This window comes from Sphingomonas sp. SORGH_AS_0879, from assembly GCF_030819175.1.
In the GTDB taxonomy this organism is placed as follows: domain Bacteria; phylum Pseudomonadota; class Alphaproteobacteria; order Sphingomonadales; family Sphingomonadaceae; genus Sphingomonas.
Genome location: NZ_JAUTBJ010000002.1, coordinates 3,522,104 through 3,547,264, shown reverse-complemented (window position 1 = coordinate 3,547,264; position 25,161 = coordinate 3,522,104). Strand labels below are relative to the sequence as shown.

Below are 25,161 nucleotides of genomic sequence, written 5' to 3'. Positions count from 1 at the left end.
CTCCCTGCGGAGCCTAATGGCCGTCGCCGTCGCCCATGGTCAGATAGAGGTGGCGGAGCATCGCGGTCATCGCGTCGGTGCCACGCTGCGTCAGGGTGACGGCCAGCCGCCGGTGATCGGCGGGGTCGGTCCGTCGGCGCAGCAGCCCGGCGCTTTCCAGCCGGTCGATCCGGCGCAGCGCGCTGGTCGAGCTTTCGCCGGAGACCAGGATCAGTTCCTTGACGCAGAGGGGACGGCTCTCCTGCTCGGCGATGAATAGCTCCAGCATCATGTCCCAAGCGGAATCGCGGAAGATGTCGCGCGGAAAGAACTCCGCGACATTGGCGCGCATGGCCTGGGTCTGCCGCGCCAGATCGACCAGGGTGGCGCGGCCCTCCCCCTGGGAACGCAGTCCGGGGACCCTTCCGAATCCGTTGGAAACATGGTGGCCCGCGGCCATGGTTTTCGGCATGCGAATATCCTGAGCTGAGGCCATGGGCGATCCATGCCCACGGGATTGCGGCGGATGGGAAAGGGTGCGGCTCATCGCTCGCGCATCGCTTCGCGCGCACGGTTGAGGGGCTTGAGCAGATATTGCAGCACGGTCTTGCTGCCGGTGTGGATGTCGGCGGTCGCGATCATGCCGGGCACGATCGGAAAGCGCTTGCCCGCCTTGTTGACCAGCGAGTCCGCCGTGGTCCGCACGAAGACGCGGTAATAATAGACGTCCGGGTTTACCTCGTCCCGGATGGTGTCGGGCGAGATGCTGCTGACCCGGCCTTCCAGCCCCCCGAAGATCGCATAGTCATAGGCGGTGATCTTGACGCTGGCGCGCTGACCGGGGCGGATGAAGGCGATGTCGCGCGGCGAGATTCGCGCCTCGACCAGCAGGCGTTCGTCCATCGGCACGATCTCCATGATCTTGCCGCCCGGCGGGATGACGCCGCCGATGGTCGACACTTCGATATTCTTGACCACGCCGCGCACCGGCGAGCGCAGGGTCAGGCGGCTGAGCGTGTCCGAGCGGCCGCGCACCACGGGGGCCAGCGCCTCCACCTCCTCGCTGACCTTGGCCAGATCCTGCCGCGCCTCGACGGTATATTGCGAGCGCAGGTCGGATTTCTTCAAGTCCAGATCGGCGCGTTGCCGCTTCAGGCGCAGCACCTCGACATTGCTCGCCGCGCCGACCTCGATCAGCGACTCGCCGATCCCGACCTCGCGCCCGATCAGCGCGAGGGATTCGTCGATCAGTCCCAGCGAACTCGCCAGACTGCGACGGCGCGCGTCATAGAGGCGTTGCTGCTCCGCCTTGAGCGCGGGGAAGTCGTTCAACTCGGGCGAGAAGGTCAGGGGCGTGCCGTTCACCTCCGCCTGCAACCGGGCTTGCGCGGCCAGTGCGGCGCGGTACTTGGCGGCGCTCTCCTCGACGGTCGATCCGGCTTGGGTCGGGTCGAGTTGGGCCAGCACCTGCCCCGGCTTCACGATATCGTCCTGCCGCACCAGCATCTTGGCCAGGATGCCGCCTTCCAGCGATTGCAGCACCTGTTCGCGGCTGGTCGGCACGACCCGGCCCGTGCCGGTCGCCACTTCGTCCAGTTCGGCGAACCAGGCCCAGATGAGCGCCACGAGGAACAGCGCGGTCAGCACCCACAGCATCCGCCGTGCGGCCAGCAACTGTGCGCCGCCCTCATCGGCAAAGGGCCGGTCGTCGAAGGTCGCCGCCGCGCTCATGCCGCCTGGCTCCGCGCCGCGCCCTGGAGCGTCGCGAGCGCCTGCGCCTTGGGCTGGTCGAGCAGGATCAGGCCGTTGTCGATCACGATCACCCGGTCGACCCAGTCGAGCACCCGCATCCGGTGGGTGGCGACCACCACCGTCCGGTCGCGGCTCCATTCCTGGAAGCGCGCGATGAACTGGCGCTCGGAGGCTTCGTCCATCGCGGCGGTGGGTTCGTCCAGCAGCATCACCTGCGGCTGGCGGATCAGCAGCCGGGCGAGCAGCAACGCCTGTTGCTGGCCCCCCGACAGGCCGCGCCCGCCCTCCAGCACGACATGTTCCAGCCCGTCGCGAAGACGGCGGACGAAATCGACTGCGCCGACCATCTCCAGCGCGGCCAGGATCGCGTCATTGCCCGCCACCGGCGCGCCCATGGTCAGGTTCTCGCGGAGCGTGCCGTGGAACAAACGGCTGTTCTGGGTCAGCAGCGCGACCTCGCGCCGGACATCCGCCGGGTCGATCTGATGCAGCGCCAGGTCGTCGAGCAGCACCTCGCCCGAGACCGGCTGCAACATGCCCGACAGGCCCTGGAGCAAGGTCGACTTGCCCGCGCCGTTTCGGCCCAGCACCGCGATCTTCTCACCGCCCGCGATCTCCAGCCGGGGGACGGTCAGTGCCGGAGGCGATTGCGGATCGGCATAGGAGAAGACCGCCGTGCGCAGGGTGAAGCCGCCGCGCGCGGAGGGCAGGGGGATGCGATGTTCGGCGTCCGGGTTGTCGACCGGCAAGGCCATGATCTGGTCCAGGCTGTTCGCCGCGACCTTGGCATGCTGATAGCGGCCGAGCAGGTGCGACACCTGCCCCATCGGTGCCATCATCCGGCTGGCCAGCATCGAGGTGGCGACCAGCGCGCCGGTCGTGATGTCGCCTGCGATCACCATCGGCGCGCCGACGAAGATGACGGTGGCATAGACGGCGTTCTGCACGCTCTGCGCCCAGGTCGACAGGCTGGCGGTCAGGCCGCGCAGCCGCAATTGCGCCTCGCCCGCCACCGCATTGCAATGGTTCCACTGGCGCTGGAACCGCTCCTCCGCCTGAAGCGCCTTGATATCCTCGATCCCCTGCACCGCCTCCACCAGCAGGGCGTTGCGCAGCGAAGTTTCGCGCATCGACTCCGTGGCATAGGCGCGGAGGCGGCGCTGGGCGAGCAGGCTGGGCAGCAGCAGCGCGATCAATGCGACCACCGGCACCAGCGCCAGCACCCCGCCGATAAAGGCCAGGATGACCAGAAACAGCAGGAAGAAGGGCAGGTCCGCCACCGCCGCGACGGTGGTGGAGGTCAGCATGTCGCGCACCTGGTCCAGATCGCGAAGCTGCGCGATGAAGGTGCCGGTTGAGGTCGGCCGCGCCCGGTTGCGGACGCGCAGGGCATGGCCGAACACCCGGTCCGACAGCCGCAGATCGGCGCGCTTGCCGAGAATATCGGTGATCCCGACCCGCAGCCGCCGCAGCACGAAATCGAACCCGGTCGCCAGCAGCACGCCCAGGAACAGGATATAGAGCGTCGGCATCGACTGGGCGGGGACGACGCGGTCATAGACCTGCATCGAGAATAGCACGCCCGCCAGCCCCAGGCAGTTGGTCACCACCGACGCGACGGCGACATTGCCATAACTGCGCGCGTCCTGGAGCAGCAGGCTGCGCAGCCAATGCTCCTCGAACGGGCGGATATAGCTGTCGACCCGGACATCCGCCGCCGATCGGGCCGGGCGGGGGACGACGAACAGGCGGGTCTGTTCGACCAGCATCGCCAGCGGACGCTGCACGGCCTGTCCGTCCTCGCCCGCGACGATGAACTCGACCTGCCCCTCGGCATCGATCCCGGTGACCAGCGCCAGTTCGCCATCGGTCAGGCAGGCGATGACCGGCAGCCGCCAGCTCGTCAGCTTGATCGCGCCCGGCGCGACGAAACGCACCGACAGGCCGGAAGCGCGCGCGATCGCCCGGACGCGTGTCTCCTCCCCGTCGTCGCCCTGCCACAAGGCGGTCAGCCGCGCGCGTTGCTCGGCAAAGGGCATGCGGTAATGCCGCGCGACCTGTCCCAGCATGTCGATCCACGCCAGCGGGCCGGTCGGCGGCAGGGTGGCGGCGGTCACAGAGTGACGCCCCGGATCGCGGTGCCGGTCAGCCCGAAATCGTCTCGCGCCTTGCCCGAGACATAGAGGCACTCCATCGCCAGCCGTCGCAGGTCGTGGACCGTATTGACCGCGTCGAAGCGCGCCTGCTGCAATTCCTGCTCGGCATTGAGCAGGTCGACCAGCGTGCGCGTGCCCATGTCGAGATATTGCAGGCGATAGAGTTTGCCCGTCTCGACCATATTGTCCTGCCGCGCGGCCAGCGTGCTGAGAAGCTGGGACAGCCCGGCGATCTGCTGTTGCGCTTCGGCCAGTTGCGAGGCGACCTCGTTGCGGGCCTGGCGTTCGGCGGCCTCGGCGGCGCGGACGCCGTAATCGGCGCTGCGCACGCGGGCGCGCACGGCATTGCCGCCGAACACGTCGCTGCTGACGTTCAGCCCGAAATTATAGAGGCTTCGGTCGGAGAAGGGCGAGCTGACATCCGCCGCCGCATCACCCGCCAGCGCGACGGTGGGCAGGCGCGCGGCATGGACGCGGCGGCTCTCGGCGGTCGCCTGCTCGAACTGGGCGCGGGCGCGCATGATCGCGGGGACGTCCGCCCATTCGACCGTCGCGGCGCGGGTGCAACTGGCCATCAGCCAGTCGGGGACGCCCGGATCGACCGCCGGGGCCGTGTCGCGACCCAGCAGGAAGGACAGGCCGGTGGTCCAGCGCCGCTGCTCCGCCTCGATCCGGGTCAAGGTCGCCTCCGCCGCGGCGACGCGCGACTGGGCCTGGAGTGCGTCGGAGCGGGTCGTCGCGCCCTTGCCGAAGCGCTTTTCGACCAGGTCGCTGATCTCGCGGATGCGCGCCAGTTGTTCGATCGCGATGTCGCGCAGCGCGGCGTTGCGCTGCACCTCGATCATCGCATAGCCGGTGTCGCGGATCAGCCCGTCGACCGCCAGCAGCATGTCGGCACGCCCGATCCGGGTGCCCGCGCGCGCGGCATCGACCGCGCCCGCGACCTTGCCGAAATCATAGAGCATCTGCGATGCCGAGACCTGGGGGCGGGGACGCCAGATGCTGCCCAACCGGCTGTCATAGCCGCTGCCGACCCCGGCGCTGATCCGGGGAAGATAGCCCGCGCGGGCGACCTCGACATCCTCGCCCCGCGCCTCGACGGTCGCGGCGGCCTGGGTGACGGCGGGGTGCCATTGCAGCACCTCATGCATCGCGCTTTCCATCGTCACGGCGGACTCGGCACCCGCCGCGGTGGTGACCAGAAAGGCGAGCATAGCCGTCATGATCCTCCCCGATCGCAAATGGTAGCGTTCTCGCCACTGCGGTTCCATTACGGCCTCTTCTTATCAATTGCCGCGGAGGTTCCGGCTAACATATTTAACAGATTGAAAATTAGTGCCGAAGGGAAACCCCTTCGGCACTGGAAATCAACTCCGTTTCCGGATCGCTGGCCAAGACGGTCAGATGACGTGCATTTGCGTCGTTCGGTCATGTTCGGGATCGACCGAAACGGTCAGATAGCCGAGCGGATCGATCGGCTCCGACGCGACGACCGGGGTGTCGGCGACGATGGGCACGTTGTGCAGGCTTGAGTCGGTCGGGGCCGGTTCGGCGATGCCTTGCTGAGCGTCGAGATAGCGCGACAGCACGTCCTCCAGACTGCCCTGTCCTTCCATCAGCGACAGGGTGACCTGCGCATCGGTGGCATGGTCCGGCGTCGCATGGTCGGCGGTCATATGGTTGGCGGTCTGCGCGGTCAGCGACAGGGGCACGACATCGGCGTCCAGCGTGACGGCATCATGCACCGACAGGCTGGTGATCGTTGCGGTCGGGAAGGCGGGCGCGACGCCGTTGTTCAGGTCGATCGCCACGTCCAACCGGGCGGTCGAAACCTGTCCGTCGGGCTGGACGATCTGATAGGTGAAGCGGTCCACCGGATCGGTCGCGGCATAGGTCAGCGTCGAGAAGGGTTGATAGCTGTACCGTCCGACCTCATCGATGGTCAGCGTGCCGTGTGCGCCGTTCAGGGTCAGCGGCGTATCGCCCACCTCGACGAATGCGCCGCCGCTGAGCACCTTGATGCCCAGGAAGGGACTGCCCAGCGTGTCGTTGGCGAGCAGGTCGCCGCTGACCGGCGTGGTGCCGGTCAGGGTGAACTGGTCGAGATGGGTGATCGTCTCGCCGACATAGACATTGGTGGTATAACCCGCCCCCAATATGTTGGTGCTGGTGACGGTGTAGTTGTACGTGCCCGATGGCAGATTGGGCAGCGTCACGCTGATCCCCGAACCCAGCAGCCCGCCGACCCCCGCTATCGCGACGCCGTTGGCGGTGCCGACAACGGTGCCCGCCGCATTGGTGACGGTGATCGTATAGCTGGGCAGGACCGACAGCCCCGGTGCGATCACCGCCGACAGGGTGACGTTGGCGACGCTGTTGGGCTCGACGGTGAAGCTGTCGACGATCCGCCCGGTCTGCGGCCCGTTCAGCACCGCCGCCGTGGGGGTGCCGAAGCTGCTGTCGATCGCGGGAGCGCGGGTCTCCACGACATTGGCGAAGGTCGCGGCGGCGATGGCGGTATCGTTGATCGCGATCGGCGCACCGGTCACGTCGGGGCTGCCGATGGCAATGGACAGCGTGGCGCTCTCCCGCTCGCCATCGCTGGCGTCGAGCAGCGTGTAGGTGAAGTTGTCCACCTTGCCCAGCACGGTGGCGCTGGCATTGGGCGTGTAGCTGTAGCTGCCGTCGCGATCGATGGTCAGCGTGCCCCATTGCCCGACGATCACCGTATCGTCGGCGACGACGGCGGTCGTCACGCCGTTCAGGGTGACGCTCTCGACCCGGGTCTGCGGGCTGACCACATCGACCTGCCCGCCGGGTCCGACATCGGTGATGACGTTGCCGGTGGTGAGCGCCGGGATGACCTGTCCGATATCGGTGAAGTCGGAATCGACCCCGGCGACGCTCAACCCGCCGAGCAGGCCGACGCCCAGCGTATTGTCGAACGAGACGAAGGCACGATACTGGCCCGGCCCCAGATCGGCATTGGCGACCAGATTGCCGTTCAGCAGCCCGACCTCCAGCAGCGTCGAATTGCCGCTCCCGCCATTGACCGCGACCCAATTGGTGCCGTCGAACCGCTGGACCACCACCGAATAACCGCTCGCCACGCCCAGGTTGAGCGTCGCGTCATAGGTGAAGGTCGCATCCAGCGTATGACCCGGCTGGACGGTGAACTGGACATTGGGGATCGCCAGCACCTGCGCATCGAGATTGACCAGGCCGAGCGAGACGAGCGCGGTGTAATTGGCATTGCCCAGATTCTGGTTGGTCTGGACCGGAACCAGATCGACCAGCGCGGTGGCCGTGTTGTCGAAGGCGACGATGTCGAAGGGCGCGATCACGGACACCGTGGCCGAGACATTGCCCGCCGCATCGCGCAGGCCCACGTTCAGCGTCTCGCCCGCCACCTGCGGGACGGGCAGGGTGAGGGCGAAGGTGCCGCCGGCCGTCACGCCGCCGCTGGCCAGGACGGTGCCGCCGGCATTGCGGACCTCGACGACGGTGCCGGGCTCGCCGGTGCCGGTGACGATGGTGCCCAGCCCGTTGATCGCGGCGGCGGGCGGCGCGGGCGGGGTGATGTCGGGGGCGAGGGTCGGGGTCTGGAGCGACCCGTTGCCCGCCGCATCGACCTGGGTCACGGTCAGCGTCTGGCCATTGGCCTGCGGCGTGGTCAGCGTCGCGGAGTAGCTGCCGTCCGCCCCGACCAGCGCGGTGCCGACCAGCGTGCCTTGCGGATCGAGGATGCGGACGGTCGCGCCGATCTCTCCCGTGCCGGTCACGATGGTACCGACGCCGTTGACCAGCGCGGTCGGCGCGGCGGGCGGGGTGATGTCGGGCGCGGTCAGCGGCGTGGGCACGGAGGCGTTCCCGGCCACGTCCGCCTGGGTCACGGTCAGCGCCTGCCCATTGGCCTGCGGCGTGGTCAGCGTGGCGCTATAGGCGCCGTTCGCCGCGACGATGGCGGTGCCGATCACCGCGCCGCCAGCATCCCGCACGGTGACGGTCGCGCCGACCTCTCCGCGCCCGGTGACGATCACGCCGGTCGCGTCGATCGCGGCGGTCAGGCCGATGGGGGCGGTGATGTCGGGCGCGGTCGCCTGCGCCACCGGCGAGACATTGCCTGCCGGGTCGGCCTGGGTCAGCGTCACCACCTGTCCGTTGGCTTGCGCCGGGGTCAGGGTCGCGGTGAAGCCGCCGTCCGCCGCGACCAGCGCGGAGCCCAGCGTGACGCCGCCCGCCCCACGGATGGTGACGGTCGCGCCGGGCTCGCCGGTGCCGGTCAGGCTCGTGCCGTCGCCCGCGATCGTGCCGACCGGGGCCAGCGGCGGGGTGCGGTCGGGCGCGGTGACGGCGGCGGGGGGTGGAGGCATTGCCCGCCACGTCCGCCTGCACGACGCTCAGCGCCTGGCCGTTGATCTGCGGCGTGGTCAGGATCGCGGCATAGCTGCCATTGGCGGCGACCACCGTGGTGCCCAGCACCGCGCCACCCGCATCGCGGATGGTGACGGTGGCGCCCGCCTCGCCCTGGCCGGTGACGACGGTGCCCGCGCCATTGATCGTGGCGCTCAGGCCGATGGGGGCGGTGATATCGGGTGCGGGTGCCTGAGCGACGGGCGAGACATTGCCCGCCGGGTCCGACTGGGTCAGCGACAGGAGTTGGCCATTGGCCTGTGCCGGGGTCAGCGGTGCAGTGAAGCTGCCGTCCGCTGCCACCACGGCGGTGCCGATCACCGCCCCGCCGACGCCCCGGATGGTGACGGTCGCGCCCGCCTCTCCGGTGCCGGTCAGGGTGGTGCCGTCGCCCGAGACCAGGCCGATCGGGGCCGCCGGGGGCGTCAGGTCGGGTGCGGTGACGGCGGCGGGGATGGAGGCGTTGCCCGCCGCATCGGCCTGCGTGACCGACAGCGCCTGTCCGTTGACCTGCGGCGTGGTCAGGATCGCGGCATAGCTGCCACTGGCGGCGACCGTCGCCGTGCCCAGCAGCGTGCCGCCCGCGTCACGGATGGTGACGGTCGCGCCCGCCTCACCCTGACCGGTAATCAGGCTGCCCGCGCTGTTGATCGCGGCGGTCAGGCCGGTAGGCGCGGTGATGTCGGGCGCGGTCGCCTGCACGGGGACCGAGACATTGCCCGCCGCGTCCGCCTGGGTCAGCGTCACCACCTGTCCATTGGCCTGAACCGGGGTCAGGGGCGCGGTATAGCTGCCGTCCGGGGCGACCAGCGCGGTGCCGATCACCGCACCACCGGCACCACGGATGGTGACGGTCGCGCCCGGCTCGCCGGTGCCGGTGATGCTGGTGCCGTCGACCGCGACGATGCCCAGCGGAGCCGCAGGGGCGGTCAGGTCCGGCGCGGTGACGGCGGCGGGCGGGGAGGCATTGCCGCCGCCGTCGATCTGCACCACGGTCAATGCCTCGCCATTGGTCAGCGGCGGGGTCAGGATCGTGGCATAGCTGCCATTCGCCCCGACCGTCGCGGTGCCCAGCACCGTGCCGCCCGCGTTGGTGACCTGCACCGTCGCACCGACTTCGCCCGAGCCGCTGACGATCGTGCCGGTCGGGTCGATCGCCGCGACCGGCGGGGCGGGCGGGGTGAGGTCGGGCGCGATGGCGATGGCGGGGGGCGAGACATCACCCTCCGCATCCGTCTGGGTCACGCGGACCGTCTCTCCGTTCAATTGCGGCGTGGTGAGGAGGGCGGTGTAGCTGCCGTCCCCGGCGACGATGGTCGTGCCGATCACCGCGCCGGTCGTATCGCGGACGATGATGGTTGTCGTCGGCTGACCCGTGCCGGTGACGCTCGCCCCGTCGAGCGCGACGGTCGCGGTCGGGGCGAGCGGTGTGTCGTTGGGGATCAGGTCGGGCGCGTTCGCCGTGCCGGGGGCGGAGACATTGCCCGCCGCATCGGCCTGGGTCAGCGTGAGCACCTGGCCGTTGATCAGCGGCGTACCCAGCGTCACGCTGAAGGCGCCGTCCGCGCCCACCGGCACCGTGGCCAGCACCAGCCCGACCGGGTCGGTGATCGTCACGGTCGCGCCGATCTCGCCGGTGCCCGACACGGTCGCGCCATCGGCGGAGACGGTCGCGACGGGGGCCGCCGGAGGCGTCTGGTCCAGCGCGGTGACGATCGTGGCGGGGGAGGGGTTGCCGATCGCATCGGCCTGGGTGACGCTGAGCACCTGGCTGTTCAACTGCGCCGCCGACAGGGTGACGGCGTAATTGCCTTGCGGGCCGACGACGGTGGTGCCCAGCACACCGCCACCCGCATCCTGCACGGTGACGGTCGCGCCGACCTCTCCGGTGCCGGTGACGATGGTGCCTGTCGCATCGAGCGTCGCGGCGGGCGCGGCGGGCGGGGTGATGTCGGGCGCGGCGACGATGGTCGCACCCGAGACGTTCGCGCTCGCATCGGTCAGCGTCGCGGACACCGTCCCGCCATTGGCCTGCGCGGTCGTCAGGGGCACGCTGAAGCTGCCGTCCCCAGCCACGACGCCGGTGCCGATGACGTTGCCGCCCGCATCGCGGATGGTAACCGTCGCGCCCGCTTCGCCGGTGCCGTTCGCGTTGGCGCCCGTCGCATCGAGCGTGAAGAGCGGTGCGTCGGGCGCGGTGACGTCCGGCGCGGTGACGGAGACAGGTGCGGACGCATTGCCGGTGGCATCGGCCTGAGTCACCTGAAGCACCTGGCCGTTCAATTGCGGCGTGGTCAGCGCCAGCGCATAGGCACCCGTCGCCGAGGCGGTGCCAGTACCGATCACCTGTCCGCCGGGGTCACGCACGGTGACGGTCGCGCCCGCCTCCGCCTGGCCGCTGACGATCGTGCCGCCGCCGTCCAGCGTCGCGGTCAGCCCGACCGGCGCGGTCGTGTCGAGCGCGGTCAGTCCGAGCGGGGGCGAGACATTGCCCGCCGCATCCGCCTGCACCACCGACAGGGTCTGGCCGTTCACCTGCGGCGTGGACAGCGGCACGGTGAAGCTGCCGTCCGCCGCCGCGACGACGCTGCCCAGCACGGTGCCGTCGGCGGCGCGCACGGTGACGGTCGCGCCCGCCTCGCCGGTGCCGGTCACGGATGTGCCGTCCGCCGCCAGCGTCCCCAGCGGCGCGGCGGGGGCGGTCAGGTCCGGGGCGATGGGCGTCACGGGGGCGGAGGCGTTGCCGGCCGCATCGGCCTGGGTCACTCGCAGCGTCTCGCCATTGCGCTGCGCCGGGATGAGGGCGACGGCGTAGCTGCCGTCCGAGCCGACCAGCGCGGTGCCGATCGTGGCACCCGCCGGGTCGCGGACCGTGACGGTCGCGCCCGCCTCGCCCAGACCGGTCACGATGCCGCCATCCGCGCTGATCGCGGCGGTAAGGCCGATGGGCGCGCGGTCGTGTCCGGCGCGGTCACGGTAACGACGGGCGACGAATTGCCCGCCGCATCGCTCTGCACGAGTTGCAACGGCTGGCCATTGGCCTGGGCCGGGGTCAGGATGACGGCGAAATTGCCGTCCGCGCCGACCTGTCCGCTGCCGATGACGGTACCGTCGGCGGCGCGGACCGTGACCGTCGCGCCTGCCTCGCCCGTCCCCGACAGGGTCGCGCCATTGTCGACGACCGATCCGGTCGGCGCGAGCGGCGCGGTGATGTCGGGCGCGATGACGGTGGCGGGGGCGGAGACATTGCCCGCCGCATCGGCCTGCGTCACCTGCAACGCTTCCCCATTGGTCTGCGGCGTGGTCAGGGTCGCGGTATAGACGCCGTTGGCGGCGACCGTCGCGGTGCCGATCACATTGCCGCCCGCGTCGCGGATGGTGACGCTGGCCCCGGCTTCGCCCCTGCCGGTGACGAAGACGCCGTCACCGCTGACGGCAGCCGTAAGTCCTATGGGCGCGGTGATGTCGGGCGCGGTCAGCGTCGCGGCGGGCGACAGGTTGCCGCCCCGGTCGCTCTGGTCGATCGACAGCGTCTCGCCATTGGCCTGAGGGGGCGAGAGCGTCGCGGTGAAGCCGCCATCCGCGCCCACCACCGCCTGGCCCAGGATCGTCCCGTCCGCCTCGCGGACCGTCACGGTGGCGAAGGGCTCGCCGGTGCCGGTGACGCTCGTGCCATCGGGCGAGATGGTGGCGAGGGGGGCATCGGGCGCGGTCAGGTCGGGCGCGCCGACCTGGCTGGGCAGCGAGACATTGCCCGCCGGATCGGCCTGCACGGCGGCCAGGGTCTGGCCGCTGGTCTGCGGCGGGATCAGGAGCAGGGTGAAGCTGGTATCCGCGCCGACCACGGCGGTGCCCAGCGCATTGCCGCTCCTATCGACCACACGCACCGTCGCGCCGGGTTCGCCATTGCCATAGACCGAACTGCCGTCCGCCGACAGGATCGCGCTCGGCGGCGCGGGCGGGGTGATATCGGGTGCGACGACGGTTGCGGCGGCGGAGGCGTTTCCGGCGGCATCCGTCTGCGTCACGGTCAGCGTCTCGCCATTGGCCTGCGGCGTGGTGAGCGCGACGTCATAGGTGCCCGCAGCGGACACAAGGACGGTGGCGATCACCGTTCCGGCGGGGTCGCGCACCTCTAGGGTCGCGCCGGGTTCGCCCGTACCGCTGATGCTGGTGCCGTCGGTGCTGACGATCGCGGTGGGCGCGGACGGCGCGACGAGATCGGGGGTGGCGATGCTCGCGGCGGGCGAAAGATTGCCCGCAGGGTCGATCTGCACGACCGACAGGGTTTGACCATTGGCCGCGCCCGCGGGCAGGGTGACGGTGAAGCCGCCATCCGCCCCCACCGTGGCGGTGCCGATCGGCTGGCCGCCCGCATCGGTGACGCTGACCGTCGCGCCCGGCTCGCCGGTTCCGGTCAGGGTCGTGCCGTCCGCGCTGACGATGGCGGTCGGCACGGTGGGCGGCGTGATGTCCGGCGCGGCGATGGTGGTGGCCGGGGAGGCGTTGCCGGTCGGATCGCTCTGCACCACCGTCAAGGTGCCGCCATTGGCCTGGGGAGTGGTCAGCGGGATGCTGTAATTGCCCTGCGCATCGACCGTGGCCTGCCCCAGCGGCTGGCCCGTGCCGTCGCGCACCGTGACGGTCGCACCCGCCTCGCCGGTGCCGGTGATGGCCGTACCCTGTCCGTCGATCGTGGCGGTCGGAGCGGTGGGCGGCGTGGTGTCGGCGGCGGTCACGCTGGCGGCGGGGGAGGTGTTGCCTGCCGCATCCGACTGGGTGACGGTCAGTGTCTGGCCATTGGTCTGAGCGGCGGAGAGCGGCGCGGCGAAGCTGCCGTCCGCCGAGACCGTGGCGGTGCCCAGCACCTGTCCGTCGGGGCCGGTGATCCGCACCGTCGCGCCGGGCTCGCCGGTGCCGGAGACGGTGGCGCCACCCTCGCCCAAGGTTACGACCGGCGCGGCGGGCGCGCTGGTGTCGGCGACGGTCAGGGTGGTGGGGGGGGAGACATTGCCCGCCGCATCGCTCTGCGTCACGGTCAGGGTGCCGCCATTGGTCTGCGGCGTGGTCAGCGTCAGCGTATAGCCGCCCTGCGCCCCGACGATGGCGGTGCCCAGCACCTGCCCGGCGGCGTCGCGCACGGTGACGGTCGCACCGGCCTCACCCGTGCCGGTGATCGTCGTGCCCTGTCCCGTCAGGGTTGCGGTCGGTGCGATCGGGGGCGTGGTGTCCGGGGCGCTGACGCTCAGGCCGGGCGAAGTGTTGCCCGCCGCGTCGGACTGGGTCACGGTGACGGGCTGGCCGTTGGTCTGCGGCGGATTGACGGGGATGGTGAAATTGCCGTCCGCGCCGACCGTGCCGGTGCCGATCACCACGCCAGCGGCATCGGTCACGCGGATGGTCGCGCCGGGCTCGCCGGTCCCGCTGACGCTGCTTCCGGCGCTGCCGAAGACGGCGGTGGGACGACCGGGGGCCACGGTATCGGCGGGCGGCTCGGGCGTCCGGCCGTCGCCATTGCCGCCCCCGCCCGACACCGCCGCGACCAGGCCGCCTACGCCCGCCACGCCCAGCACGGCGGGAAGGATGAAGGAGGAACTCGCGCCTTCCGCCGCCGCACCGGCACCCAGCAACTCGTCCAAGTCGCCCAGCGCCGTGAACCGGCCCGCACCCGTCGCTGCGGGATGAGCCAGCCACTGCCCGCCCTGTTCGTCGCGCAGGACCAGATCGCTGACCGCACCCTGTTGCGCCTGATAGAAGTTATCGATGCGCAGCGTGCTGCCGTCCACCAGTCGGAGGATCAGGTCATCGCCCTGCCGCTCCATCGCCGTGACCTGGGCGCGGTCCAGGTTCAGCCGGACGATGCTGGGGGTGTCGAGTTCGATGACGTCGGCGCTGGTCGTCGTCGTGGCGCGGCTCGCCTTGGCGATGATCTCGGTCTGCATGGCCTGTTCCTCCCATAACATGTCCGTCCCCGGTTCGGGGACGGGCGGGGAAGGCCACGCACGTATCTGCGCACATGGGCTCGCGACCTCCCCCTATGCGAAGGCCGGAACCATGGCGGACCGGGATGCGATGCCGAAATTCCGATTTCGGAATTGATTCAAATGGTTAATGAAAGTTTAAGCGCCACGTCGGCGGGGTCGTGCCGCTTTTAGGATGGGCGCATCCGCGTCGGTCATCCGAACGGCACGGATGCTGCCGTCCGGGGCATAGTCGATCCGGTCGATCGCCACGACGCGCTCGCCGTGGAAGGGCCCCGGCCCCGGGGCGCGGTCCCAGCGGTGATAGACGATCAGCCAGCGTCCGTCCGGCGTCCTGACGAAACTGTGATGCCCCGGCCCCTGATGCCGGTCGTCGCTGGTCAGGATCGGCCCGCGATAGCGCCAGGGCCCGATGGGGGAGGGGGCGGTGGCGTAATGGACAGAATAGTCCGGCCCGTCGAAGCGGCCATGGCTGTAGGACAGGTAATAGGTGCCGTTGCGCTCATGCATGAACGCCCCCTCGATGAATGCGGGCGGGTTGGGCACCGTGACTTCGCGGGCGATGGTGACCATGTCGGGTTTCAGTTCCCAGACGCGCAGCTTCGCGCCCGCGCTGCCGCCCGCATAGAGATAGGTCTTCCCCGATTTGCGATCCGGAAAGACCATCGGATCGATCGCCTCGAAGCCCTGGCCGCCGGTGATCAGCGGACGACCGCTGTCGCGATAGGGGCCTTGCGGTTTGTCGGCGACGGCGACGCCGATCCGGCTGGGTGTCGGATTCTGTGGACCGACCGAGTAATAGAGATAATATTTCCCGTTCCGCGTCGCGACGCCGGGCGCCCAGAGGAAATGTTCGGGCGCGCCGTCATCCTTGATCCATCCGATCTGGTCGCGGCGGATCAACTCGCCGCGCGGCCGCCAGTTCTTCAGGTCGCGGCTGGAAAAGGCGCCGAAGCGGTCCGCCGCCCAGCTTCCCCCCGGACCGCCTGTGGGAAAGATCCACAACTCGTCGCCGATCATCATTGCATGGGGATCGGCGCCTTCGAATTGCGGGTTCTTTGCTGCGACCGATCCGGTCATGGCCAGCGCCATTCCGGCGGCGATACAGGGGATCACTTTCATCCGCATCCTCTCGTTCCAACGGGTGCCCTGTGCCGGGCCGTGCCTCGTTCCGATCTCGACATCACTTGATAAGTCCGACTTTATCAAGGACATTCGTACCAACAGCCCGGGCATGAACCACGGGCGTCCAAGCGGGAGAGATGGGATGAGGATGCGTCTGTTTCTGGGGGCGGCGATCGTCGCGATGCTGGCGACCGCGCCCGCCGAGGCGCGGGGCCGCTGGACCGAGGCGCAGGCCAGGGCCTGGTATGACCGCCAGCCCTGGCTGGTCGGCGCGAACTATACTCCGGCCAGCGCTATCAACCAGTTGGAGATGTGGCAGGTCGAAAGCTGGGATCCCAGGCGGATCGATGACGAACTGGGATTGGCGCAGGGGAACGGGATGAACACCATGCGCGTGTTCTTGCACGACCAGCTCTGGGTGCAGGACCCCGAAGGGTTCAAACGACGCACCGACGCATTCCTGACCATCGCGCAAAAGCACGGCATCCGCCCGCTGTTCGTGCTGTTCGACAGTTGCTGGGACCCGAACCCGGTGCTGGGGCCGCAGCATCCGCCGATCCCCGGCGTCCACAATTCGGGCTGGGTGCAGGGACCGGGCATGGCGGGGCTTCGCGACCGGGCGAACTGGCGGAAATACCGCGCTTATGTCCAAGGCGTGATCGGCGCGTTCAAGGACGATCCGCGCATCCTGGGCTGGGACCTGTGGAACGAGCCCGACAATGGCGCGGACCAGTATAAGGGGCAGGAGGGCAAGGAACCGCTGGTCCGCGCGCTGCTGGCGCAGGTGTTCGACTGGGCGCGCGCATCGGAGCCTTCACAGCCACTGACGTCGGGCGTGTGGCAGGGCGATGACTGGACCCCCGATGGAAGTGGCGGCGGGCGGACCTCGGCGATGGACAGGCTGCAATTGTCGCAGTCCGATGTCATCACCTTCCACGACTATAGCTGGCCCGAGACGTTCGAGCGGCGGGTGAAGCAGTTGCTGCCCTATAAGCGCCCGATCCTGTGCACCGAATATATGGCGCGCGGCAACGGATCGACTTTCGACGGATCGCTGCCCATCGCCAAGCGGTACAATGTGGCGATGATGAACTGGGGCTTCGTCGACGGGAAGACGCAGACGCGGCTGCCCTGGGATAGCTGGAAGAAGCCCTATGTGCTGGAGGAACCCACCATCTGGTTCCACGAGGTGTTTCGCGCCGACGGCACGCCCTATCGCCAGGCGGAAACCGACCTGATCCGGCGGCTGGCGGCGGCGCCCAAGGGGGTGGTTCCGGCGGTGCGGTGATCCATAGGCCGTGCGTGTGCAACCTCCCCTTGCCCCTCTCCCCTGTCCAGGGGGGAGGGGGCTGAATGTCGTCACCCCGCCCGCAACCGGTACAGCCCCGCGCCATGCGCGGGCAGGGTCCGCGCCATCCGGCCCGTGATGCGGCCCAGGCTCCTGCCCTCCCAGAGATCGGTCGCCGTCACCGCACCGGTCAGGCCCAGTTGCCGCAGCGAGATCGCCACCTCCTTCGGCTTGTCGGTGGTGTTGAACAGCGCCAGGTAACGGTCGCCGCCCGCGCCTTCGGGCTTGGCGGACCAGATGCGGGTGCCGTCCTCGACGAAGTGCGGCTGGTTGTCGGTCGAGGCCTGGTTCACCGCCAGCACCGCGCGATTGGTCAGCAGCGCCAGCGTCGGCGCGTCGAGATAGCGCAGATCGCCGCCCATGATCAGCGGCGACCGCGCGATCGACCAGAGCGTCATCAGCGTCCGCTGCTCGTCGGGGGTGAACTTGGTATCGCGCTTGCCGAGCGCCAGTCGCCCGAGCGGCAGCATGTCGGCATCGGGCCAGCCGCCCGGTCCGCGATGGGGCGTCCAATTTTCCAGCCGGGTGAATTGTGCCTCCAGCATCGCCCACTCATCCCAGAAATCGTCCGAGATGCGCCACATCTGTGCGAAGCGGCGGACATGGGGGCCGCGGATGACCGGGGTTTCGCCGGGCGACAGGCTGAGGACGATGGGGCGACCGGTCGCGCCGATCGCCTTGTGCGCCGCCTCGATCTCCGGCGCGTGGGCGTCATAGGGGCGGCTCATATCGTCCATCTTGACGAAATCGACGCCCCAGGAGGCATAGAGCGCGAAGACGCTGTCATAATAGGCCTGCGCCCCCGGCTTCGTCATGTCGACCCCGTACATGTCGGGGTTCCAGGTGCAGATGCTGCCGGTATCGGCGATGTCGGCGGCGCGGTAGCGCGTACCGAGGATCGGCAGGTTCTTGCTTACCGCCAGCCGGGGAATGCCCCGCATCAGATGGATGCCGAACTTCATCCCCATGGCGTGCACGTCGGCGGCCAGCTTGGTGAAGCCCGATCCGTCGGCGCTGGAGGGAAAGCGGTTGGGCGCGGGGATTAACCGGCCATGGCCGTCCATCGCGGGCACCGGCGCGGCGTTGTAGGTGTAACTCGACGCCTCCGGCTCATACCATTGGATGTCGACGGTGAAGATGTCATAGCCGAAGGGCAGCAGCTTTTCCCGCATGATCGCCGCCGTTTCGCGCGCCTGCGCCTCGGTGATGGTGGTGGCGAAGCTGTTCCAGCTATTCCAGCCCATCGGCGGCCGCTGGGCGAGGGGCCTTGATCCGGGCTGGGCCGCGCCCTGCGCCGGGCCACTGGCAAGCATCGCGGTTCCCGTCCAGGCCGCTCCGGCCAGCGCCTGTCTGCGGCTGATCCCCGCGCCGGTTTCGGTCATGCTCCACTCCCTATGTCGTTCGCTTATAGTCGAACAATTGTAGAGAGGATCATGGCGACGGCAAGTCTTGCTTGCCCATATTAGGGACGGAAAAGCTGGCTCTCGCGGGGGCAATAAAGTCCGACATTGGATAATTTGGGGTCGGATGGGCTTTGGGTGCGGTCCGGCTTGTCTTTACGGTGGATTTTCAAGATCATCCCGACCGGCCGGTGCGCGCCGCGCGGTCCTTCTCCAGTCTCGCAAGGATATGCGATGCCGATGAATTCCGACCCTGGCCTTGACGGTCCGATCCTCAACCGCCGGGCGATGATGGCGGGAACCGGCCTCTCGCTGCTGGCCTTCGCCAGCCCCGCCATGGCGCAGCCCGCCATGGCCGATATCGTCGATCCCGCCGCGCCGTTGCGGACCCTCTACAGCGGCGGGCGTTGGATCGAAGGACCGGCCTGGGACCGCCGCAGGAACGCTCTGGTGTTCAGCGACGTGAAGCGCAACGTCATGATGCGCGTCGATGCCAAGGGTGTCGGCATTTTCCGCTCGCCTTCGAACAACGCCAACGGCAATTGTTTCGACGCGCGCGGGCGTCTGCTGACCTGCGAGCAGCGGACGCGGCGGGTGGTGCGGCAGGAGGCGAATGGACGGATTACCGTTCTTGCCGATCGCTATCGGGGCAAGCGGCTCAATTCGCCCAACGACCTGACGGTCGCCGCCGATGGTGCGGTCTGGTTCACCGATCCGATCTACGGCATCACCGTGCCCGATGAGGGAATACGCGCCGAGCCCGAGCAGCCGGGCCGGTTCGTCTATCGCATCGATCCCTCGGGTGCGCTGACCATGGTCGAGGGGGATATGGACCAGCCCAACGGCATCGTCTTTTCCCCCGATGGCCGCATCCTGTACGTCAGCGAGACGGGCGGGGCGCTGAAGCTCGATGGCCCGCGCGAGATCCTGGCCTTCGACGTGGTGGACGGGCGGAAACTGGCCCGCCGCCGGGTCTTCGCGCGGTTGGAACGCGGTATTCCCGACGGGCTGGCGGTGGACCGGGCGGGGCGCGTCTATGCCGGTGTGGCCGAGGGGGCGGGGGTCTGGTCCCCGGATGGCGAACGGCTGGGCACCATCCCGACGCCCAAGCCCTGCGCCAACATCGCCTTTGGCGGGCGGGACGGTCGGACGCTCTATCTCTGCGCGACCGACAGCGTCCATGCGATCGCCCTGCGAACGCCGGGCATCCTCTGATCGGGGCGGGCACGGGTCAGCCGCCCCGACCCGGTTCAGTCGCGGAACAGCAAAGGCGCCATCGCCTGAAGGCTGCGCCGCCAGGTCTGGAACTCATGCCCCGTATCGGGCGAGACGAAGAACACGCTGTTCAGCCCCGCCTGTTTCAGCGCCTCGGCATTGGCGCGCGGGTCGCTGCGCGGACCACCGGGCGGGCCCGAGCGGCCCCCCTCCAACTCGCGGCTGCCGAAGCTGACAAAGGTCAGCTTGACCTTGTCGCGATAGCCCGGCGTCGCCTTGACGTCGTCCAGCGAGACGGTGCCCCCGCTGAGCAACCCGATATAGGCGAAGCGGTCGAGATTTTTGGGCGCGATCAGCTTGGTCTCGAACCCGCCCATCGACAGGCCCGCCATGGCGCGATGGCGCTGGTCCGACAGGGTACGGAAATGCCCGTCGACATAGGGGATCAACTCGTTCAGCAGCACCGTCTGGAACGGGCGGATATCGAATGCCGCCAATCCGCCGGGCTGGCCGGGGCGAATGTCGTTGGTCATGCCATAGGTCATGACGATGATGAACGGCCGCGTCTTTCCGGCGGCGATCAGATTGTCCATGATCAGATTGGCATGGCCCTGGTTCGACCAGGCGGTTTCGTCCTCGCCCCAGCCATGCTGGAGATAGAGGACCGGATATCGCTCGCGCGCATTCCGGTCATAGCCGGGCGGGGTGTAGACGAAGGCGCGCCGCTGCGTCCCCGTGCTGGGGGAGGGGAACAATATCTGTTCGACGTGGCCATGGGGCACGTCCTTCAGCGCATAGAAATCGGCGTCATGCGCCGGGATTTCGATCCCGCTCTCCCACCGGGTCGAGCCATAGAAGTTGAGCGTCCCCGGATCGTTGAACGTCCCGCCATCGACGGTCAGGTGGTAATAATGGAAGCCTTCGTCCAGCGGCCCTTCGGACGTGCCGACCCATGTGCCGTCGGGCCCCTTGGTCAACACGGTCCCGCCGCGCCCCCCGAGACCCAGGCTGACCTTCACCGCCTTTGCATCGGGGGCGACGATGCGGAAACGGGCATAGCCCTGCGAATTGACCTGCGGATAGGCTTGCCCCGGCTGGTTGAGCGAGGAGGGTTTGAAATCCTCGACGATGGGGGCGGAGGCGTTCGGGGATGGTGCCGTCTGCGCATAAGCCTGCGGTATCGCTATCATCATTGCTGCCAATGCGGCATGGATCACCCTCATCGACCATCCTCCCATGTGATTGTCGGCCAGCCGTTCCGACCGTGCCTTGTGCCAAGCATGGTGAGCCGATTGGCGACAGGAGACAAGCCCTGCCGCAAATCCATCCGATAAAGGAGCCGATCGCGCCCGGGAGGTGAGCGTTACCGCCGCCCGGACGCTATGCGCGGACGAGCAACTCGTCGCTGCGCAACCATAAGGGGGGAAGGCAGAGCGGTGTCGTCGACAGGGGCAGCACCGCTTCATCGACTTCCGCCCCGATGACGTCGATCATGAAACGCCGCCGTGCCGCGATCCGCGCAGCCACTGCCGGATGGCGCTCCGCCAGATCGGCGCGCAGCGCCGCATCGGCCAGCACGATGCTGTCTTCGCAGTTCAGCGCCCAGCCATCGGGCATCGGCGTCGGGATCACGTCGACCTGGACATGCATGCCGGATCGAAAGCGATCGGTCGAACCGGGGCGCACGGGGGTGTGGGACCATTCCTCATGCCCGGTCAAATGGCCGGGATTCAGCAGCGATCGCAACCCACCGGCGGCGAGTGTTTCCACCACCGCATCGTGCAGGGCCGCTCCGGTGCAACCGATACGGGCATGGCGATACCAGGCCAGCAGCCCCGCGAAATAGGCGGAGGCGGTGGCGACGAAGGCGTCGTTCGCATCGTCGAGCAACCCGGCACGCGCGCTGAGGCCCCCCCATAGCCCGATGGCTGTCGATACGCCGTCCCCCTTGCGCAGCACGCGCGCGCCCGGACTGGCCAGCCCGATCACCGATCCGTCGGACGGCCCGCCCGAAGCGAGCATGGCATGGACGTTGAACGGATCGCCGCCATAGCCCATCCGGGCCGCGCCCGCCCGTTCGCTGTCGCCGGGGCGCAGTCCCGACAGGATCGACCAGACCATCGCCGAGCCGCGTGCCGCCGCGGCCTCGAACACCGCGATCTGATCGGCATCGATGATCGACCGCTGCCCCCGTTCGGGATGGAGCAGAACCTCGGTCCGATCGCATACGCTGTCCGCCCCCGCCACGGCGGCGATCGCGCCGAGATAGGCGGCGGGCAGGAAAGGCGGTGGCGGTCCGTCCGCGTCGTGGTCCCATTCCTCTTCGCCCAGATATTTCCACCCGACGATCCCGACCGACGCCCCCCGCCGCACCCCTGCGTCGCGCAGCACATCGGTCAGGCGCGGCGCGGCGGTGCGATCCTGGCCCAGCAGGCTCATCGTCTGCGACAGGCGCACTTCTAGCCCCGGAAGCGCGGCGCGGGCGGCATAGGGAATGCACTCGTTGCCGGTGATCAGGATCCGCGTACCGCTCGGGCCCAGCAGCAATAGCGCCTCCTCGAACCGGGGCTCGAACCCCGACAGGAACATGACGTTGGCCATATGCTCGCGATCGGCATAGACCATCAGCCAGTCCGTACCCGCCGTCGCCAGCGCCGCATCGCACCGCGCGGCGTAACGCTCGGCGGGCAGGGGGGGCGGTTCGTCGATCGGGCCGAAATCGGGGATGGTGACGGGGGACAGGCGAATGGACATGAACGCTCCCTGCATATTCTTGCGCCGTTCCAATATATATGATTTTATGGCGATGCAAAGGGGAACCGAATGAAGCACCGCATCCATGCCCTCCATAGGCTGTTCCTGATCGGCGCGGCGCTGACGTGCGCGCTACCCTGCGCGGCGGCGCCGTCGCCCCATGCCGCACGGGTCAGCATCGTCCGGGACGAGGTGGGGATCGCCCATGTCCATGGCCGCAGCGATGCCGATGCGGTGTTCGGCATGATCTATGCCCAGGCGGAAGATGATTTTCCCCGGATCGAACGCAATTATCTGACCGCGCTGGGTCGGTTGGCGGAGGTGGAGGGGGAAGCGGCCCTGTGGCTGGACCTGCGTCAGCGCCTGTTCGTCGATCCTGCGCGCCTGCCCGCCGAATATCGCCGCAGCCCGGCCTGGCTGCGGCGGCTGATGGATGCATGGGCGGCGGGGCTGAACCAGTATCTTGCCGATCACCCTGCGGTACGCCCGGCGCGGATCACCCGGTTCGAGCCATGGATGGCGCTGGCCTTTTCCGAAGGCAGCATCGGCGGCGATATCGAACGCGGGGTCGATCCGACCGCGCTCGCCGCCTTTTACGGCACGCCCGGCGCGCGTCGGGCGTCGGACCCGATGCTGGCCGATGCCGGGCGGCTGGTCGAGCCCAAGGGGTCGAACGGCATCGCCATCGGCCCGTCGCGCAGCGCCAGCGGCCATGCCCTGTTGTGGATCAACCCGCATACATCCTTCTTCTTCCGCTCCGAGCAACAGGTCAGCAGCGACGAGGGGTTGTCGGTCTATGGCGCGGCGACCTGGGGCCAGTTCTTCGTCTATCAGGGGTTCAACCGGCGGCTCGGCTGGATGCATACGTCGAGCGGCGTGGACAATATCGACGAATTTGCGGTCGAGGTGCGCGGGCGGGGCGACGCGGCCCGCTGGCGCGACGGCACCGTGTGGCGGCCCTTCGCCCGAAGCACGGTGCGGCTGCTGGTGCGTGCGGCCGATGGCGGCTTGCGCGAACGGGTCTTCACCACGCTGGCGACGCGGCACGGGCCGATCATTCGCAGCGAAGGCGGGCGCTGGGTCGCGGTGGCGATGCTGAACGCGCCGCGCCCGGCGCTGGAGCAGAGCTGGCTGCGGACCAAGGCGACGACGCTGACCGATTATTTGCGGGTCGCCGACCGCAAGGCCAATTCGTCCAACAACACCATCCTCGCCGCCGATGACGGGACGATCGCCTATCTCCACCCGCAATTCGTGCCGATCCGCGACGACCGGTTCGATTATACCCGTCCCGTCGATGGCAGCGATCCGGCGACGGCATGGCGTGGGCTGCACCGTCTCGCCGACCTGCCGCAGGTCGTGCGGCCTCGCAGCGGCTGGGTGATGAACGTCAACGACGCGCCATGGACCGCCTCCGGTGCCGATAGTCCACGGCCGGCCGACTATCCGCGCTATATGGACCAGTTCGGTGAGAACCCGCGCGGGGTGCATGCCACGGCTCTGCTGTCCGGGGATCGGCGGTTCACGCCGACCATGCTGCGCGATGCGGCGTTCGATTCCTTCCTGCCATTATTCGATCAGCAGATCCCGTTGCTGGCCCGTGGTTTCGCCGCCTTGCCGCCGGGCGATCCACGCCGCGAAGAGCTTCGACAGGCGATGGCGCTGCTGACCGCATGGGACCGTCGCTGGGGGCTGGAGTCGGTGGCGACGACCGTTGCGGTCTTTTGGGGCGAGGCGCTCTGGCGGCGAGAGGGGCCGAAGGCCCGGGCCGCGGGCCGCCCGATCTTCGCATGGCTGGCCGATAGCACCATCGATGCCGACCGGATCGCCGCGCTGGCCGATGGGTGGCGGCGGCTGAATGCCGATTTCGGCGGTCCGATCGCCTGGGGGCGGGTCAACCGGTTCCAGCGGCTGAGCGGGGCGATCGTATCGCGTTTCGACGACCGCGCGCCGAGCGTTCCCGTGCCCTTCACCAGCGGCAATTTTGGGTCGCTCGCGTCGTTCGGCGTGGAGCGGCAGGCGGGGCAGCGCTGTTTCTATGGGACCAGCGGCAACAGCTTCGTCGCGATGGTCGAATTCACGCCGCAGGGGCCGCGCGCCTGGTCGGTATCGGCGGGTGGGCAGAGCGGCGATCCCGCTTCACCCCATTTCGACGACCAGGCGGTGCGCTATGCCGCCGGTGATTTGCGCGCCATCCCTTTGGGACCGATTGCGAGCCGCGCCTATCACCCGGGCGAACCGCGTCCCGCCGCCCCGGCGCGCGCCCCGACACTCCCTGGCGCGCCCTGCGGCTAGGGGCGCAGCGGGTGCTTTCCCGCCACCAGCAGCAACTCCAGCGCGCCGTAGATCAGTTCGTACATCCGCGTGCCCGCCAGTGTGGCATTGCCCTCTACGATCGCATCGGCGACGCGTTTGTGGTCGCGTGCGCTGGCGCGGGGCACGCCCTTATATTCGTTGGTCCGCCGGATCGAGAAGCGCAGCGTCGTCTCCGTCAGGTCGGTGAACTGGCGAAGGAACCGGTTGTTGCTCGCCCGGAGCACCGCGATGTGGAAGGCGATATCGGCTTCCAGCGCATCTTCCTCTCCCCGGTCGGCGGCGGCCATGCGTTCGGTCGCGGCGACGATCGCGGCGCGCTGCGGCCCCGACGCCGAATGCGCCGCCAGCGTCGCGGCGCGCGGTTCGATGGCGAGGCGGATTTCGGTGAAGTCGATCAACAGGTCGATAGAGAAGTCACGCTGCAACATCCAGCGCAGCACATCGGGGTCGAGCAGGTTCCAATTGTCTTCCGGCTGGACCAGAGTCCCTGCCCGCTTGCGCCCGACCAGCAGCCCCTTGGCCGCCAGCATCTTCACCGCCTCGCGCAGGACCGGGCGGCTGGCGTCATAGCGTTCGCACAATTCCGCTTCGGTCGGGAAGGGCGATCCCGACCGGAAATGCTCGGTGACGATGGCCAGGCCGAGATCGTCGACGATCTTTGCGGTCAGGTTGCGGCCGTCATGCGATCCGGATTCCTCTGTCATCTCCTTCCCATAGGGCAT

The 25,161-nt window shown here is 69.0% G+C and carries 14 protein-coding genes and 1 pseudogene; 3 read left to right on the top strand and 12 right to left on the bottom strand.

The window, feature by feature from the left end:
- Positions 1–13: 13 nt before the first annotated feature.
- The 8 genes and pseudogenes from QE379_RS16525 to QE379_RS16490 all read right to left on the bottom strand — a co-directional run bounded on the left by QE379_RS16525 (position 14) and on the right by QE379_RS16490 (position 15,403).
- A complete protein-coding gene (locus QE379_RS16525) occupies positions 14–451 on the bottom strand; it encodes a MarR family transcriptional regulator (RefSeq protein WP_307002178.1) in 438 nt (145 codons plus the stop codon).
- A 71-nt stretch (positions 452–522) separates the two neighbouring features.
- Positions 523–1,710 carry an HlyD family type I secretion periplasmic adaptor subunit gene (locus tag QE379_RS16520; RefSeq protein ID WP_307002176.1) on the bottom strand — a complete coding sequence of 396 codons (1,188 nt, stop codon included), beginning with the start codon at positions 1,708–1,710 and terminating at the stop codon, positions 523–525.
- Positions 1,707–3,848, bottom strand: coding sequence for a type I secretion system permease/ATPase (locus tag QE379_RS16515; protein ID WP_307002175.1), 2,142 nt, complete (start codon positions 3,846–3,848; stop codon positions 1,707–1,709). The genes QE379_RS16520 and QE379_RS16515 overlap by 4 nt, the downstream gene beginning before the upstream one ends.
- Entirely contained in the window at positions 3,845–5,110 is a 1,266-nt protein-coding gene (locus tag QE379_RS16510; RefSeq protein ID WP_307002173.1) for a TolC family protein, read from the bottom strand. Before QE379_RS16510 ends, QE379_RS16515 begins: the two co-directional genes overlap by 4 nt.
- 177 nt (positions 5,111–5,287) lie before the next feature.
- Entirely contained in the window at positions 5,288–8,260 is a 2,973-nt protein-coding gene (locus QE379_RS16505) for a BapA/Bap/LapF family large adhesin (RefSeq protein ID WP_307002172.1), read from the bottom strand.
- Between the two features lie 46 nt (positions 8,261–8,306).
- A pseudogene (locus tag QE379_RS16500) lies at positions 8,307–11,207 on the bottom strand (Ig-like domain-containing protein); the annotation flags it as partial.
- Complete coding sequence (locus QE379_RS16495; RefSeq protein ID WP_307002170.1) at positions 11,204–14,242, bottom strand: Ig-like domain-containing protein; 3,039 nt, start codon at positions 14,240–14,242, stop codon at positions 11,204–11,206. The gene QE379_RS16495 and the pseudogene QE379_RS16500, both read right to left, overlap by 4 nt.
- Positions 14,243–14,419: 177 nt before the next feature.
- Positions 14,420–15,403, bottom strand: coding sequence for a family 43 glycosylhydrolase (locus QE379_RS16490; protein ID WP_307002168.1), 984 nt, complete (start codon positions 15,401–15,403; stop codon positions 14,420–14,422).
- Positions 15,404–15,548: 145 nt separating this feature from the next.
- Between QE379_RS16490 and QE379_RS16485 the strand changes: the two genes are divergently transcribed.
- A complete protein-coding gene (locus tag QE379_RS16485) occupies positions 15,549–16,694 on the top strand; it encodes a cellulase family glycosylhydrolase (protein WP_307002165.1) in 1,146 nt (381 codons plus the stop codon).
- A 71-nt stretch (positions 16,695–16,765) separates the two neighbouring features.
- Here the strand turns inward: QE379_RS16485 and QE379_RS16480 are convergent, their stop codons facing one another.
- Positions 16,766–18,136, bottom strand: coding sequence for a glycoside hydrolase family 27 protein (locus tag QE379_RS16480; RefSeq protein ID WP_373461812.1), 1,371 nt, complete (start codon positions 18,134–18,136; stop codon positions 16,766–16,768).
- 258 nt (positions 18,137–18,394) lie between these two features.
- Here QE379_RS16480 and QE379_RS16475 point away from each other — a divergent pair, with 258 nt between their 5' ends.
- Entirely contained in the window at positions 18,395–19,369 is a 975-nt protein-coding gene (locus QE379_RS16475) for an SMP-30/gluconolactonase/LRE family protein (RefSeq protein WP_307002164.1), read from the top strand.
- A gap of 35 nt (positions 19,370–19,404) precedes the next feature.
- Here the strand turns inward: QE379_RS16475 and QE379_RS16470 are convergent, their stop codons facing one another.
- On the bottom strand, positions 19,405–20,562 hold the full coding sequence (locus QE379_RS16470) for an alpha/beta hydrolase-fold protein (protein WP_307002162.1): 1,158 nt from the start codon (positions 20,560–20,562) through the stop codon (positions 19,405–19,407).
- 187 nt (positions 20,563–20,749) lie between these two features.
- Positions 20,750–22,123, bottom strand: coding sequence for a hypothetical protein (locus tag QE379_RS16465; RefSeq protein WP_307002160.1), 1,374 nt, complete (start codon positions 22,121–22,123; stop codon positions 20,750–20,752).
- Positions 22,124–22,192: 69 nt separating this feature from the next.
- Between QE379_RS16465 and QE379_RS16460 the strand changes: the two genes are divergently transcribed.
- Complete coding sequence (locus tag QE379_RS16460; RefSeq protein WP_307002158.1) at positions 22,193–24,418, top strand: penicillin acylase family protein; 2,226 nt, start codon at positions 22,193–22,195, stop codon at positions 24,416–24,418.
- On the opposite strand, the gene QE379_RS16455 is transcribed toward QE379_RS16460, so the two are convergent.
- Positions 24,415–25,143: a FadR/GntR family transcriptional regulator gene (locus tag QE379_RS16455; RefSeq protein WP_267433485.1), complete on the bottom strand. Its 729-nt coding sequence runs from the start codon at positions 25,141–25,143 to the stop codon at positions 24,415–24,417. The genes QE379_RS16460 and QE379_RS16455 overlap by 4 nt on opposite strands.
- Positions 25,144–25,161: the final 18 nt, after the last annotated feature.